The organism is Cyclobacterium roseum (assembly GCF_010119225.1).
GTDB classification, from domain to species: Bacteria; Bacteroidota; Bacteroidia; order Cytophagales; family Cyclobacteriaceae; genus Cyclobacterium; species Cyclobacterium roseum.
Genome location: NZ_WNKF01000016.1, coordinates 57974 through 72191, shown reverse-complemented (window position 1 = coordinate 72191; position 14218 = coordinate 57974). Strand labels below are relative to the sequence as shown.

General features: G+C 47.8%; 15 protein-coding genes. 2 read left to right on the top strand and 13 right to left on the bottom strand.

Annotated features, from left to right (window positions below; translation table 11 throughout):
- Positions 1 to 955: 955 nt before the first annotated feature.
- The 11 genes from GJQ68_RS18580 to GJQ68_RS18530 form a co-directional block, all read right to left on the bottom strand.
- Positions 956 to 1363 carry a hypothetical protein gene (locus tag GJQ68_RS18580; RefSeq protein WP_162418779.1) on the bottom strand — a complete coding sequence of 136 codons (408 nt, stop codon included), beginning with the start codon at positions 1361 to 1363 and terminating at the stop codon, positions 956 to 958.
- 207 nt (positions 1364 to 1570) lie between these two features.
- Positions 1571 to 1861, bottom strand: a complete 291-nt coding sequence (locus GJQ68_RS18575; protein ID WP_162418778.1) for a helix-turn-helix domain-containing protein — start codon at positions 1859 to 1861, stop codon at positions 1571 to 1573.
- Positions 1858 to 2130, bottom strand: coding sequence for a type II toxin-antitoxin system RelE/ParE family toxin (locus GJQ68_RS18570; RefSeq protein ID WP_317174457.1), 273 nt, complete (start codon positions 2128 to 2130; stop codon positions 1858 to 1860). Before GJQ68_RS18570 ends, GJQ68_RS18575 begins: the two co-directional genes overlap by 4 nt.
- An 860-nt stretch (positions 2131 to 2990) precedes the next feature.
- On the bottom strand, positions 2991 to 3164 hold the full coding sequence (locus GJQ68_RS18565) for a hypothetical protein (protein WP_162418777.1): 174 nt from the start codon (positions 3162 to 3164) through the stop codon (positions 2991 to 2993).
- Between the two features lie 54 nt (positions 3165 to 3218).
- Positions 3219 to 3824, bottom strand: a complete 606-nt coding sequence (locus tag GJQ68_RS18560; RefSeq protein ID WP_162418776.1) for a Fic/DOC family protein — start codon at positions 3822 to 3824, stop codon at positions 3219 to 3221.
- Positions 3817 to 4038 carry an antitoxin VbhA family protein gene (locus tag GJQ68_RS18555; protein WP_162418775.1) on the bottom strand — a complete coding sequence of 74 codons (222 nt, stop codon included), beginning with the start codon at positions 4036 to 4038 and terminating at the stop codon, positions 3817 to 3819. The genes GJQ68_RS18560 and GJQ68_RS18555 overlap by 8 nt, the downstream gene beginning before the upstream one ends.
- Before the next feature lie 501 nt (positions 4039 to 4539).
- Positions 4540 to 5412 carry an SMP-30/gluconolactonase/LRE family protein gene (locus GJQ68_RS18550; RefSeq protein WP_162418774.1) on the bottom strand — a complete coding sequence of 291 codons (873 nt, stop codon included), beginning with the start codon at positions 5410 to 5412 and terminating at the stop codon, positions 4540 to 4542.
- 221 nt (positions 5413 to 5633) lie between these two features.
- Positions 5634 to 6527, bottom strand: coding sequence for a sugar phosphate isomerase/epimerase family protein (locus GJQ68_RS18545; protein ID WP_162418773.1), 894 nt, complete (start codon positions 6525 to 6527; stop codon positions 5634 to 5636).
- Between the two features lie 18 nt (positions 6528 to 6545).
- A complete protein-coding gene (locus GJQ68_RS18540; protein WP_162418772.1) occupies positions 6546 to 7337 on the bottom strand; it encodes an SDR family NAD(P)-dependent oxidoreductase in 792 nt (263 codons plus the stop codon).
- Positions 7338 to 7339: 2 nt separating this feature from the next.
- Entirely contained in the window at positions 7340 to 8365 is a 1026-nt protein-coding gene (locus GJQ68_RS18535) for a zinc-binding dehydrogenase (protein WP_162418771.1), read from the bottom strand.
- Positions 8366 to 8702: 337 nt separating this feature from the next.
- Positions 8703 to 9407: an orotidine 5'-phosphate decarboxylase / HUMPS family protein gene (locus GJQ68_RS18530; protein ID WP_162418770.1), complete on the bottom strand. Its 705-nt coding sequence runs from the start codon at positions 9405 to 9407 to the stop codon at positions 8703 to 8705.
- Positions 9408 to 9718: 311 nt separating this feature from the next.
- On the opposite strand from GJQ68_RS18530, the gene GJQ68_RS18525 reads away from it, so the two are divergent.
- Both GJQ68_RS18525 and GJQ68_RS18520 read left to right on the top strand, forming a co-directional pair.
- Complete coding sequence (locus GJQ68_RS18525) at positions 9719 to 10075, top strand: hypothetical protein (protein WP_162418769.1); 357 nt, start codon at positions 9719 to 9721, stop codon at positions 10073 to 10075.
- Positions 10076 to 10083: 8 nt separating this feature from the next.
- Complete coding sequence (locus tag GJQ68_RS18520) at positions 10084 to 11226, top strand: geranylgeranyl reductase family protein (protein WP_162418768.1); 1143 nt, start codon at positions 10084 to 10086, stop codon at positions 11224 to 11226.
- Between the two features lie 71 nt (positions 11227 to 11297).
- On the opposite strand, the gene GJQ68_RS18515 is transcribed toward GJQ68_RS18520, so the two are convergent.
- Both GJQ68_RS18515 and GJQ68_RS18510 read right to left on the bottom strand, forming a co-directional pair.
- On the bottom strand, positions 11298 to 12764 hold the full coding sequence (locus GJQ68_RS18515) for a sodium:solute symporter family protein (protein WP_162418767.1): 1467 nt from the start codon (positions 12762 to 12764) through the stop codon (positions 11298 to 11300).
- 73 nt (positions 12765 to 12837) lie between these two features.
- Positions 12838 to 14181 (bottom strand): Gfo/Idh/MocA family protein, encoded by a 1344-nt coding sequence (locus GJQ68_RS18510; RefSeq protein WP_162418766.1) that lies wholly within the window; start codon positions 14179 to 14181, stop codon positions 12838 to 12840.
- Between the last annotated feature and the right edge of the window lie 37 nt (positions 14182 to 14218).

The window sequence follows — 14218 nt, the reverse complement described above, 5'->3', positions numbered from 1 at the left end:
CAATACCTCAATCAGCAGGCAATTAACCAAAACCCGGTGCCAAATAATTATTCGTTAGAAAGAATCTGGCTTTAATCCATTCCATAAAATAAAACCCTGAACCTTAGCCAAAAGGGATGAATTGGTAAAATTTGGTTTGGAAAGGTTCAAACATAAAAGATTTGGCTAAAGCCCTAGATGGGGGAAAATTCAATAATTCCTACAGCTGAAGCAGTAGGCAATTGATTAAAAGCATGCTGGTTTCAAGCGATGATTCTACAATTAAATGAGGCTTTAGACTATTCTTCTATTTGGTTATTTTTCAATAGGAATGCGGCTTTGGCCCATTCTCCAAATAGAATAGCAAGATCCCTGGGGTTAGCCAAAATGAATACCTCAAGCAGCAGGCAATTAATCAAAATCCGGGTTCCAATAATTACTCGTTAATAGCGATGTGGCTTTAATCCATTCCTAAAATTAGAAACCTGAACCATAGCCAAAATGGATCAAATGGTGAAATTTGGGTTGGAAAGGTTCAATGATAAAAGTTTTGGCTAATGCCCCAGACTGGGGAAAAATCAATATTGCCTACAGCTGAAGCAGTAGGCAATTGATTAAAAGCATGCTGGTTCCAAATGACTATTCCTCAATAGGAATGCGGCTCTATACCATTCCTCTAATTGGTTGTTTTTCAATAGGAATGCGGCTTTAACCCATTCCTAAAATAGAATAGCAAGATCCCTGGGGTTAGCCAAAATGAATACCTCAAGCAGCAGGCAATTGATTAAACGAACTCGGGACCCAAATGATAATTTCTCAATAGGAATGCGGCTTTAGCCCATTCTTAAAATTGGAATAGCAAAATCCCCCGGCTTTAGCCAAAATGAATTCCTCAAGCAGCAGGCAATTAACCAAAATCCGGTGCCAACAAGGAATACGGCACTGAGAGCAACCATCCCTTTTTAAAATTTCTAAATCAACTGAAAATAACCGCAACCAAGAACGTTACCGCAATGGTAATCACCGTCGCAATGGCACCTATTCCAGCCGCTTTCCAGGCAGAATAAAATTCCCCATTCGATGCCTTATGATTTTTTAGCCGTTCCCCTTGAATGCTCTCAACGATTAGGTAGATGATCACTGTATAAATTAATGGAATGAGGGCACTAGGTATGCTATCAATGATTTCTTCCGGAATCAAAAATATTCCCGCAAAAAGTACTATGCTGGCTATTACTCCTATAACAAGCGATTTTTTTGCATGATCGGGTTGTTCTAAGGTCTCATAATTTTTCTTTGCCAAATATCCGGCAGCAAGCGGTCCCCCAACGAAAGTCGCAATCGCTATGCCTCTTGTTGAGTAAAATTTTTTGGGTTCTTCCATTTTATGTATAACTCCTTTAAAGTATTGATTTGGTTTATCGTGCCGGTTTCCTAACTTCGGAAGTACCCTACCCCACTTCTCAAGTACCCCCACCCACTTCCTAAGTATTCCCCCCGGCTATCGAAGGATGGAAAAAAACGGATACAAGGTGACATCATTTCACTGCGCCTGCGAATTGATCAAGCTGTCTGAGCGCGTATTTGGTTTTCAAACTTCAATGGAAATTTTGACTTTTCCTCCCAATCCTTTTTCTACTATGTCGAAGAGTGTTTTAAGCGTTAGGTTGCTTCCGTTATTTTCGACTCTTGAAATATAGGTTCTTTTCTTGTCTACTAATTCCGCCAGCTGCTCCTGAGTCAAATTCCTGTCCTCCCGGGCCTTCTTTAATAATACCCCGATCTTAAATGATTCAAAATCTCTTTCAAGTTCGTCTCTTCGTGATGTGCCTTTCATTCCATACACATCATCTTTTATGTTTTTCCAGCTTTTTGTATTCATGGCTTCTTTCTTTTCTTTTTTTCAGCAAAGTATTGGTCCATCAACTTACTCGCCTTTTCAATTTCCTTAGGTGGTGTCTTTTGTGACTTTTTTTGAAAGCCATTTAATAAAATAACAAGCTGGCCTTCGTCAAAAAAACAAAACACTCTCCAAATATTTGATCCCAACTGAATACGGGCTTCAAACAACCCTTTCTTGGTCTTGATAGGTTGCAAGTAGGTTTTGGGTACTCTTTCCAGGGTTTCAATAGCCTCAATAACCTTGTAAATTTTGTTTTAAACTTTCGCTGTCTGCTATTTCAGAAAGTTCTCAAAATGGTCTTGGTAGGCTATGACTTCCCTTACTTTATCCATAAACGTGAATGTAACTTAAAAGTTACTATTTTCAAAATTTTAAAAAGCTGGTTAGTTGTCAATTTACTTTCTCAATATGCGCTATAATCGGGTCAGGCGGGGGAATTTCACCCCTACCTTCCCACGGAACTCCCGAAAAGTCGGGACAGGCTGTGCGTGAAACTCTCACCTCACACTGCCTGCCCCGATGCATCGGGGGCTCTTCATACCAACAACCACTTAAAGGTAATGCGCTAATTTGATCAATTAACGGTGGTCCTGCTTCTTTTCCATAAATCCTCCCCTGAATGAACAAGGTTGTAAATAAAGGCGAAACATGGTATGCTCACCCCTTCGCTTCACTCCCATTACAGGAGCCTCAACACTACTTCGAATGGGTCTGCCCCCTACATCTCTTCCACATTCCCTGAAAGTCTGCTTCCTCTTTCGATTTTACAGACCGGTGTAGAGTTCACTTGTTCCTTGAAATGGCCTGTACAGCGTTTCCCGATATCGGGACAGGCTCTGCCAACTTTACCCCGGATGCGGTGTGCCCGGTATCTTCCGGACGTCTGCCACACTTATCACAGGTACAAACGTAACTACCTGTTTTTCACATCATAATTTGCCATATCGAGACTTCATCGTTGGTTCACTCTCGTTCAGCTCCACAGTGCCTACCTACGGGAATTTATATTCCCGTTTTTCCTTAGCCATTCACCACATCGGAGTTTCCGCCAGATGCAGCATAAGGCGGTTTGATGGCTGCTCCGGCAAGCCGCCATCGGAGGGCCTCTCTAATGGTTACCCAATCGTCCTCCATCCATTTCAAAGCATTCAGCCCCTTGGGGCTGATTCAAGTCACACACGTGATTCAGCTTGGAGACGGCGGGCCTGCCTAACGTCAGGGAGGCATGCGGAGCCGCTCGCTTCCAACCTACTCCTAACTTCTTAAAGAAACTAATTTTCATATTTACACGGAACCGCCCGCTGGGTCCAAGGTGATGTTTTGCACCGTTCCTTTTTTAGTTTTTGGGTTCAATTAATTCAAAAATCAGCTCAGTCAAAGTTGTTAAGTCGCTCTCAACAGTCCCTTTCATATATCTTTCAAAAACACTTTTATTGTCGGGAGGGTTGAGGTTTAAATTCAATCCTTTTTCTAACGCTATTAATCTTAAAAACTCTCTTTGTGTTCGTCCGTTTCCTTCTCTAAAAGGATGTAAGTAATTAACATTGTCTAAAATTTCCGCCAATTTTTCAGCTAATTGCTTTTTGTTGTCTTTTGGGATTTTCTTAAAATCAGCTATTAAGCCGTTAATGAATCTAGAGGCATTGTCGAAATGCGTCGTTGGAAAAAATTGTTTACCGTCTTTACTTATCTCAACAATCCTTTTTTTACCTGCCCAATCGTAAATGTCTTGAAATAAGTGCTTATGAATTTCAAAAAGACTTTCAATGGCTTTAATCTTTATCGGATTTTCGTAAAGCTGTTGCAGTCGTTTTGTAACAGCACCACTTTCAACAAAAAGTAATACATCGGGTTCCGTAATATCTTGGAGATTTCTTAAAATTCCTGTTTTTGGGTCTGTGTAAGTGTAGTCAGGGTCTAAATATTTATAGGAATTAGACATATGCCTTTTCTTTTCCAAATTTCACTAGCTCGCTCAATGAAATTTTTCCCATTACATAGTCTCTAATTATTTCAATTCCTTTCGGAGTTGGTTTAAAACCTTCAAACATATTACTTCCTAAGGCATTCGCAGTGCTTTCAAGTGTTTTCAAATCTGAAAATTTTACACCCATTATGGTCAGATTACTCCTGTCAATTTCGATTGTGTTAAACATATAATTTGGTCTTAAACTTCTACGAAGTTACAAAATTTCTTGCATTTTTCGCCTATGTCCCTCTGTTTTAGAATGGTGCATAACTAATATATATCCCAAACAAAAATCAGGCTTATCCGACCATTTACGACTGGATCCCCCTTATTAGTCTGTCTTTTTGCCAGGGTTTATTTCTTCGACTATTGCTGTGTCCGGTAGGGAAGTAAGCCATCTAATCCGAGGTTTCGTCAGCCTTTGAAAATATATCGAGCTTCCATGGAAAAGTTGTCCAACAGCCGTTTCCAAACCCTACCAGATACACGAACAATATAGTAGTTTTATTTAAGAATGGCTGGAAATAAAATTCAAAAAATCCAGCCTACCGAATAAAAATAACCTGGGTACAAGAAAAAAATACGCCAGAACAAATCCTACCGCTCCCTCCTTCACGGAAAATGTCCAGAGGAAACAACCGGCTATTCTCCCGGCAAGATACTATCATTCACTACCTGCCTCTGGGAATTAAAAGTGCGGTCCGTAGACCTTTGCTCCTTTTACCGGAACCTTACATGTAAAAACACTTCCGCTTTGTGGGTACCGCTGTATCTTTTCGGCGGAGAGGTTTTCGCGGGCGGTGGTGATGAGTAGCTCGTCGTTGTCTGGTCCTGCGAAGGCGCAGGAGGTGACGTGAGGAGCTGGCACGTCGATTTTGTCCAGTTGCAGGCCGGTCTCGGGGTCCCAGCAGTACACGCCAAATCCCCCGTAATGGGCCACCCAGAGCTTGCCGTTTTGATCCATGCACATGCCATCCGGCGTGCCCAGTTCCTCGGGTATGGTCACGGCTACCCGGTTAAAACTGATAAAGCCCCTCTCCAGATCGAAGTCAAAGGCTTGTATCTTTCGGGTGGGGCTGTCGATATAGTACAGGGTCCGCTCGTCCAGGGACCAGCAGATGCCGTTGGAGATGCTGACCAAATCGATGACCTTCTTTGGAGCCAGCTCCTTATCCACCAGGTACAGCGAACCTACATTCTTGGTAAATTTGGTACTCATGGTGCCGGCCCATAACCTGCCCTTGCTATCACAGGCCCCGTCGTTCCAGCGGTTGTCCGGCTTGTCTTGCTCCACTTCACATAGCCAGTCGAGCTGCTCCGTTTCGGGGTTAAATTTGGCCAGTTTCCGGTCCAGCGCCAGCAGGTATTGGCCGTTTCCGTCGGGAATGACCATGGTCAAGCGATGGGGAAAGCTCCATTTTTCAGGAGTTGCTTCTCCCCTTTTCAGTCGGTACAGGGTTCCGTTTTCGATATCCACCCAGAGGTACCGGCCTTCCGTTGGCTCCCAAACGGGGCTTTCGGCCAGTACACAACGGGAATCAAGGAGTAGTGTTGCTTTCATGTGTTTATAATTGTCTTTTAGCGGTCAAATAGCCTGTCACGATATTAAATCGGGAGAATCTCGAAGGAAGCTATTTACGGCTCCCCTTGACAAGTAAGGGTTTCACGCGGCGAGCGCGGCGGATTCGCGGCGAGCGCGGCGTGAAATCAACTTTTTTTATTCCATGCGCTCATCTTTTTCCCAATTGACCTCAAACTTGCGGTCGACTGGGAGGTACGAAATCAGGCTTGTTCGGGCCAGTAGATGGCGAGCTTTTTCTTTAGAAATGCCACGCTTCTTTCCAATTGATCCATGCCGTCCACGCCGTCTTCGATGCTGACCCAGCCGTCGAATCCCACACGCTTCAGTTCGGTAAAGATGGCATCGTAATCGTTCAGTCCCTTACCAATCTCCCCATGACTCAACCGTTTGGCGTAGCCCACGGCCCCGCCTTCTTCTTTTTTGAGGTCGTCGATGGTGCCGTATTTCAGGAAACGGTCGCTGGCATGCATGGTGACCACCCGGTCCGACACCCGATGGAGCAGTTCCAGGGGATCCTCGCCGGCCAGAAAGGTATTGCTGGGATCGTAGTTGACCCCAAAATGGGAATGCTGTATGCTGTCTACCAGTTGGCAGAATACATCCATTTTCTGGGCAAATTCCGGATAGGTCCAGAAATCGTCCTTGTAATGGTTTTCCAGAATCAGGGTGATTCCCCGCTCTTCGGCATAGGGAATACAACTCATGATGGCATCGGCCGCCAGTTTTACGCCCTCATCCAGGCTTAGTTCGGGTCGTTTTTGCCCGGAAAGTACCCGGCAATAACTACCGCCCAGGGCATGGGTCATGTCGATCCAGTGTTTTTGTTTGGCAATTTCCTTTTCCCTAAAAGCAGCATCCGGATGGGTAAAATCCGGGGAACAGCACATCATGGGAATTACTTTTCCGGTATCTTCCACCCGGGCCTTGAATTCGGGCCAGCGGGTGCGGTCTTCCATTTCCAGAAAACCCGCGTACCACTCCAGTCCTTCTATGTCCAGGGTACTGGCGAGCTGGATCCATTCTTCCAGTTTCATGGTTCCGTCCTTACACAGGGCTTGCATGTAGGCTTTGGGAAATGCGGCTAATTTTGGCATAATCTATTGGTTGAAAAATTAATGAATGGTACTTGCATCTTTGGGGGCATTGCGGCCAATCAGGGGGTACTGTTCAAGTTCCATCACCTGTCCGCTGACGGGTCCGCACTCGTCGGACAGCCAGAAGATAGCGGCGGCGGCAATTTCCTCCGGAGCAATGATTCGCCCGGCCGGGGCGTACATTTTGGGAAGGTCTTCGTACCAGGTATCTGAAAGGCCATGTTCCTTTTTCCGTTGCTTTTCGGTCTCCGTGAGCACCCAACCCGGGTTGATCTGATTGACGCGGACACCCTTATCCCGAAAAAGGCTGTCGCCCAGGTTTCGGGTCATGGTCATCAGCGCGCCTTTGGACATGCTGTAGGCCAATAGATTGGGTTCACCGCTCCAGGCATTGACGGAACCGATGTTCAATACATTGCCTTTGTTGGCGGATAATTCGGGAAGGGCGGCTTTGATCAGCAAAAGCGGGGCGATGGAATTGATGGCCAGCACTTTCTCCAGAAAGGCCCGGTCCACGCTTTCCAAATCGGAGGACACCACCCAGGCGGCATTGTTGACTACGGCATCCAATTTTCCAAAACGCTCTTTGGCCAGGGCCACCAGGCGCTCCGCGCAGCCCTCCTTTTGCAGGTCTTCCACGTGCAAAACGGCCTGCTCTGCTCCTATTTGTTGCAATACCGCTTCTCCCCAATCCTTCTCCAGCCCGTGTAACACCACCTTGGCTCCTTCGGCTGCGCAGCGAAGGGCGATGGCTTTGCCGATGCCCGTGGTACTGCCGGTGACGATGATTACTTTTCCTTTTAGTCGCATGATCAGACGGGTTTGAGTACGCTTTTTACCACTTCTCCATGATGCATTTTCTCAAAGGCTTCGAGCCAGGAGGTAACGGGCCATACGCCTCCGATAATGGGTTTTACGTCCAGCATGCCGGAACCCATCATGCCAATGACTTTTTCCCAGATGGGCCAATTGTGGCTGAAACTCCCCTGAAGGCGGACGTTCTTTTGTACGATGGGGTCCAGGGAAAAATTACAGGGCTGCGGCCCCCAGCCCACCTTGGTGATTTGCCCGTTGGGGCGCACCAGGTCCATGGCGATTTTCAGGGTGGCGCTCGCTCCTGCGGCATCCACAATCAGGTCGGCACCCAGGCCATCCCGGGATCGGGCCCATTCGCTGGCATCTCCGATCAGGCCTTCGCAACCGTATCCCTTGGCAATTTCCAACCGCCCCTTATCGGCTTCCAGGCCCAGAACGGCCACCTCAGCCCCGTTTAAGCGGGCCATGACGGCGCAAAGCATGCCAATGGTCCCCGGACCGATGACGACCACCCGGTCGCCAGGACGGATATTGGAGTTCATTACTACGGAATTATAGGCCACACAACAAGGCTCGGTCAGGCAGGCTTCCTCAAAAGGCACCTGCTCTGGTACCCGGTGCAGGCAGCGGGCCGGTACTTTTACAAAGCGGGTCATGGCCCCATTCACCCCGTAGCCAAAGCCTTTTCGGGTGGGGTCCAGGTTGTACAGCCCGACGCGGCTCATGGGATTCAGAGGGTCGATCACGGCGGCGGTTTCACTCACCACCCGGTCCCCGGTCTTCCATCCTTCCACCCGGGAACCGATCTCCAGGATCTTTCCGCCAAATTCGTGTCCCAATACTACGGGATAGTTCACCGGCCAGCTGTGATCCGAGGTCCATTGGTGCAGGTCACTGCCACAAACCCCTACGTTGGCCACTTCCAACAATACTTCGTCCTCTCCTATTTCGGGTTGTTCGATTTCACGTACTTCTACAGAGCCTTTGGCTTCTGCATAGTTTACTACTGCTGCTGATTTCATGTGTTTATAATTGTCTTTTAGTAGTCACAACTTGCCCAGATCAGAATCGGAGTGCAATCTCGCATCGCTTATAATCATCCCAGTGTCTGACGGGTACGTCATGCTCGATTTCATCTTTTAATTGTTTTCTTTAAGAGCTCATAACCTGACCCGAAGCTAATTTGGGAAAATCTAGAAAGAATGCTAATCATTCCTACTCTTATTTGGTAATCTTTCACGCGGCGAGCGCTGCGGATTCGCTGCGAGCGCTGCTTGAATTCGACTGTTTTTTATTTCAATAAATGCTTCTTTTTAAGAGGGTTTTACAAGGCCAATACTCAAGTCCGATTTCATTATTTTAGTTGGAAATATCCACATCGCCATGGGCATGTACTGCATCACAGATTTTGCGCAGCGAAGCTTCCAGGTCTCCATCGGCGGTTTTAAAGGCATCCGCATCGATGGTTAGGGGTGCGCCCAGCACGACTAGCGGAGCACCATAGGTAGGCGTGGAAATGGCCTGCTCCAGGCTTAGTCCGCCTACCGCCTGCACGGGAATGCTGACGGCGTTTACCACTTCTCTAAGCTGATCCAAGGGACTGGGCATGCGGTTTCCTTTTGCGGCAATTCCTCTTCTTTCGTCATAACCGATATGGTGAACGATAAAATCACAGCCCAGGTCTTCCAGGAATTTGGCTCCGGCCACCATATCGGGACAACCCAGGTTGTCCCCCATCACCTTTACCCCATGATCTTTTCCTGCCTGCACCACGCATTTGATGGTTTCCTCGTGGGCCCGGGCCATGACGACCACATGGGTGGCACCGGCCTTGGCCATCATTTCTGCTTCCAGGTAGCCCCCATCCATGGTTTTCAAATCGGCTACAATGGGAGTATCAGGAAAGGCTTCGCGAAGTTTGCGAACGCCATGCAGGCCTTCAGCCAGAATCAAGGGCGTACCGGCTTCCAGCCAGTCTACGCCGGCACGCATGGCCATGGCCGCCGTTTCCAGCGCTTCTTCAATATTCGTTAAATCTAAACTGATCTGAACAATTGGTTTCATTCGTTTGGGTTATTTTTAAAGATTAAATTGATTGCTTGGTTACGTCTGAACGGAGGATTCCCAATTCAGTTAATTACTAATGGAAAACAGGTGTTTTTAGGTAAAAAAAATCAGGGAAAGTCGGGAAAGGGTTGGTGCTTATCATGGAAAATGGGGAATTGTTGGTTGTTATTCTGTTCGATTCCAAGTTAACTATTTATATTTAAAGCTCCTTAGGGTTTTCGCAAGTAATACGCTAATCTTTCAGGAATGGACTATTACCGTTTCGGGCGAATTCCGGTACTACTTATAATCATTAATTTTCGAGGAACATGCAGGAAAAGTGGGTTTTTGATTGGCAGGAACAGGATCCTAAAGACAGTCTACAGGCATCTTTGGAGTCCTTATTTTCAGAGAAGGCAAAGGAATTGGGGATATTTCTAAGCTATTATACCCGCTCCGAAGGAGCCATCGCCGAGAATGTCCGTCTGCTGGAAATGGAGGAGCCCCGATCCCCACAGGAAGGTTCGCTCTGGCTGGGGTTTCAGAAAGTGCATTACAATGCCTGCCTTAATATTCATGATACCGATCTGGATAAAATTCAGGTGCGATACTTTATGGATCGCTCGAACGAGAAACTAGTCCTAACCGGTCCGGATGTACCCGAAAGGGAGCCGGACGAGCTCTGATTCAGCCCATGAATGCATACGACATGGCCGTAATCGGCACGGGACCGGCCGGTGCCATGGCCGCTTACACCGCAGCCGCCGCCAACAAACGCGTCCTCCTGATCGAAAAAGAATCACTCCCCCGCTACAAAACCTGCGGAGGAGGCCTGGTATTCCGGGGAAAAAGCCGTTTGCCCTTTCCGATCGACAGCACGATAGAAAAGGAATGCCGGGAAATCGAAGTCTATTTTGAAGGTTCCAAGCGCTATTTTTCAGCACGAAGAGAGGAACCGATTATCAGCATGGTGATGCGGGATTCCTTCGACTCCCTGCTGGTGACAAAAGCCCGGGAGAAAGGAGCGGAATTGCTTGAGCGGTGTACCCTTCAAGGCTTAACGCAGGAAGAAAACGGGGTTTTATTGCAGACTTCTATGGGGGCATTCAAGGCCACATATGTAGTCGCAGCGGATGGAGCCCTCAGTCCTACCGCCAAACTGGCTGGCTGGGAAGAAAGCAGAAAACTTATTCCGGCGCTTGAATACGAAGTAGCCGTGAATCCGGATGACTTTGAGCGGTTGTCCCGGACCACTCGCTTTGACGTGGATGCGGTACCCTATGGCTATGCCTGGTGTTTTCCCAAAAAGAAGCATTTGTCGCTGGGAGTCTGTAGCCTCAAAAAGCAGAAAATAAATCTAAAGGATTACTACCAGGCCTATCTGAAAAAACTGCAGATCAATGAGCTGCTTTCCACTTCTGCGCATGGCTTCCAGATTCCGATTGCACCCAGAACAACTGGCTTTTCCAATGGCCGGGTTTTTCTGGCTGGCGATGCGGCAGGATTTGCCGACCCGTTGACGGCCGAGGGAATTTCGAATGCCTTGTATTCAGGGGAATTGGCCGCCAAGGCCCTTATAGAAAGTGGGGAATCAAGTGCAGTTGCCGGGCAGACCTATCAGGCCTTGCTGGAAGAAAGGCTGCTTCCCGAGTTGAAAACATCCAGTTTGATGGCCTGGATATTTTATGCCCAGCCATCGATGCGCAATCTGCTAATTCAGAAGTACGGGCAGCGAGGCTGTGAACTGCTGACGGACCTGTTTATGGGAAAGAAAGCCTTTCCGGATAATCTAAAGCAGCGGTTAAGAGAAAAAATACCCTTGCTGAGGTTTAGTTGAGGGAATTGTATCCCGTTTTACCTCCCAGCTCCCTCCTGTTTTAGTAGGGAGCTGGGAGGAGTTTGAATGACTTACTCCTGGGCGATGTCTTCCAGCATTTGCTTTACTTTGTCAGGAACCGTGTCTCTTTGCAGAAATCCAACAAAAATATAGGTCACCGCCGAGCTCAATACGGGCAAACTAACTTCCAGGGCCAGGCTATTTAATTCCACATTTTTGGTGATCACAAAGGCCAGCAGCCCCACCAGAATGGATCCAATAGCTGCTTTGGGTCCACAGGATTTGAACCAGGGAATCAAACCAAAAAGCATGGGAATGGCAATGGTTCCCACCAATGCGCCAAACCAACTGATAATCAGTCCCAATACGCCACCAAACCGCTCAAACTGCAAGGCAATCACGATGGTCCCCAGGGTAAACAGGAAAGTGGTAATCCTTGCAGTGGTCAGGGAGGTAGCTTCCTTTCTGAATTTTTTATTGACCGCCGGTAAAATGTCCCGGGAAATGACTGCCGAGATCGTATTGATATCGGAGGAGGTCATGGACATGGTGTTGGCAAATAAGGAAGCGATCACCAGGCCTATCAATCCTATGGGAAGGAGTTCCATGGTAAGGATACCATAGGACTGGGTGGGATCTTCCATATTGGGCAGGAGCACCGGTGCGGCCCACATGGGAAAAAACAGGATTAGGGGCCAAACCAGGTACAGGGCTCCAGAGAGCCAGGCGGCTTTCGATGCCTGTTGCTCGGTAGGTGAGGAAATATAGCGCGTGGCCAGGTTCCATTGTCCCCCGTTGTAGGAAAGGAAGTTGATAAACAAAAAAGCCAGAGCAAATCCAACCGTATAGGGATCGTTAAAGGCCTGGCTATTCCCCTCGGGCAATTGCTCCCATACGGTAAATACAGCATCTACTCCACCTAATTTCTGAAGGACCACCACAAACATGACCAGTCCGGCGATTATTTGTACGACAAATTGGGCAAAATCGGTAATAATTACCGCCCACAGCCCTCCAAAGGTGATGTATAAAAGGGAAATACCTCCCGAAATGAGAATTCCCCAGGTCAGGGAAATGCCGGTAAAGACATTTAGCAGAATGGCTATCGCTGCCCATTTGGCACCGATATCAAATAATTTCAGAATCACCCCACTCCATGCCATCAACTGCTGGGTGGCCAGGTTGTAACGGGTTTCCAAAAACTCCAAAGGTGATTGGATTTTAAACCGCTTTCTCAACCGGACCCAGAAGACCGGAAATACCTTGGCCGAAATCATCACGGTCAAGCCGATCGTAAGTGCCCACCAGATGTATACTGAAAACCCATGCGTATACGCCAGCCCGGCATAGGCTACGAAAACCGCCCCGCTATATCCGGAAACGTGGTGACTGATTCCCGATAGCCACCAGGGCAGCTTACCACCAGCCACAAAATAATCTTCCGAGTCCGTATTTCTGAAATACGACCAGATGCCAATCAATAACATCAATAAAAAAAACAGACCAATCACAATCAGGTCAAGGGTACTCAACTCCATAACAGACGATTAAGGTGGTGAAAGAAAAAAGGCCAAACCAGATTTGTTTGGCCTCTTTGAGATGTAAGAAAACTTAGACACTTGGTTCCCAGCCAGGCTCGTATTCCCTTTTCCAGAGTTCCATAGCGGTGGGATCGTATTGAATCATTCCGGTTTTCGGATCGATATCCAGGGTCCTTCCCACCCGCTGGGCAATATTTCCCAGTTGAACCAGCAGGGTACTTTTGTGTGCGCCAACGATCTCCGACCGGACTTCCGTACCCTTATGGATGCCGTCAAAAAAGTTTTGGATGTGCATCGCATCCAATGCCTGCGCCGGGTTGGTACGGTTGGTTGGATCAATCACCTGATCGTTTTTGACATCCTTCACCAATTCATTTTTCAGATTGAAAATTTTGTAGGAGTTGCCCCCTTCGATCAAGAGGCTTCCTTCTTCTCCGTAAAATAAGGTACCCACACTTCCGCTTTCGATGTGCTTTCCATTACAACTTCTCCCTTCCCAGGTGATCAAGGAATTGTTATCAAATTCCAGGTTGATGATTTGGGTATCGGGCGTCTCCCAATCGTCATCATAACGATACCTCCCACCGGAGGAATTTACGCGGCTTGGATAATCCACCTGAAGTCCCCATCGGGCCAGGTCCACCATGTGGGTGCCGTTGTTAAGGGCTTCCCCGGTACCCCAGTTCCAGAACCAATGCCAGTTGTAATGCAGAATATTATCCCGGTAAGTCTCCCGGGGCGCGGGTCCCTGCCAGAGTTCATAGTCCAGCCATTCTGGTACCGGAACCTGCTTTCCTACCCCTATGGGTCCCCTGTTATTGGCATACCAGGTTTTGGCCATGTAGGCCCTGCCGATCACGCCGTTATGCAACTCCTCGATTCCTTTCATCACGTTGGGCCAGGAGCGTCGTTGGTTGCCGACTTGGATTACCTTGTTGTATTTCTTTTGGGCATCCATCAGGAGTTCGCCCTCGTGTGGATTGTGGCTACAGGGTTTTTCCAGGTACACGTGCTTTCCGGCCTTCAGGGCCATCAGGGCAGCCGGAGCATGCCAGTGATCTGGAGCGGTGACGATCAGTACGTCCACCTCTTTGTCTTCCAGTACTTTGCGAACATCCTTTTCGATTTTGGGTGCTCTCCCCTGTATTTCATTCACCGAACCTGCAAACTTTTCCGCGGCGCGGCTATCCACATCACAGCTGTAGATAACCTCACATTGCTCCTGGCTGGCAAAATTGGTTCCAACCGCATGACCTCTGCTCACCACGCCCATGCTGGCTGCCAGGATGCGGTCATTGGCTCCCATAATTTTACCATAACTTTTGGCGGACATACCGGGCAGCATGCCTCCTACCGATGCCAGGGTTGCTCCTGCTACTGCTTTCTTTACAAACGTTCTTCTGCTATTTTTCATGTGTTTATAATAGTTTCTTTATGGTCCCATAGCCTGT

What these genes read in the sequence shown, in the direction of transcription:
- GJQ68_RS18550 (WP_162418774.1), bottom strand. Translation starts at nt 5,412, where the DNA reads ATGAAAGCAACACTACTCCTTGATTCCCGTTGTGTACTGGCCGAAAGC.
- GJQ68_RS18515 (WP_162418767.1), bottom strand. Translation starts at nt 12,764, where the DNA reads ATGGAGTTGAGTACCCTTGACCTGATTGTGATTGGTCTGTTTTTTTTA.
- GJQ68_RS18560 (WP_162418776.1), bottom strand. Translation starts at nt 3,824, where the DNA reads ATGTCTAATTCCTATAAATATTTAGACCCTGACTACACTTACACAGAC.
- GJQ68_RS18580 (WP_162418779.1), bottom strand. Translation starts at nt 1,363, where the DNA reads ATGGAAGAACCCAAAAAATTTTACTCAACAAGAGGCATAGCGATTGCG.
- GJQ68_RS18520 (WP_162418768.1), top strand. Translation starts at nt 10,084, where the DNA reads ATGAATGCATACGACATGGCCGTAATCGGCACGGGACCGGCCGGTGCC.
- GJQ68_RS18575 (WP_162418778.1), bottom strand. Translation starts at nt 1,861, where the DNA reads ATGAATACAAAAAGCTGGAAAAACATAAAAGATGATGTGTATGGAATG.
- GJQ68_RS18510 (WP_162418766.1), bottom strand. Translation starts at nt 14,181, where the DNA reads ATGAAAAATAGCAGAAGAACGTTTGTAAAGAAAGCAGTAGCAGGAGCA.
- GJQ68_RS18545 (WP_162418773.1), bottom strand. Translation starts at nt 6,527, where the DNA reads ATGCCAAAATTAGCCGCATTTCCCAAAGCCTACATGCAAGCCCTGTGT.
- GJQ68_RS18525 (WP_162418769.1), top strand. Translation starts at nt 9,719, where the DNA reads ATGCAGGAAAAGTGGGTTTTTGATTGGCAGGAACAGGATCCTAAAGAC.
- GJQ68_RS18535 (WP_162418771.1), bottom strand. Translation starts at nt 8,365, where the DNA reads ATGAAATCAGCAGCAGTAGTAAACTATGCAGAAGCCAAAGGCTCTGTA.
- GJQ68_RS18540 (WP_162418772.1), bottom strand. Translation starts at nt 7,337, where the DNA reads ATGCGACTAAAAGGAAAAGTAATCATCGTCACCGGCAGTACCACGGGC.
- GJQ68_RS18565 (WP_162418777.1), bottom strand. Translation starts at nt 3,164, where the DNA reads ATGAAAATTAGTTTCTTTAAGAAGTTAGGAGTAGGTTGGAAGCGAGCG.
- GJQ68_RS18555 (WP_162418775.1), bottom strand. Translation starts at nt 4,038, where the DNA reads ATGTTTAACACAATCGAAATTGACAGGAGTAATCTGACCATAATGGGT.
- GJQ68_RS18530 (WP_162418770.1), bottom strand. Translation starts at nt 9,407, where the DNA reads ATGAAACCAATTGTTCAGATCAGTTTAGATTTAACGAATATTGAAGAA.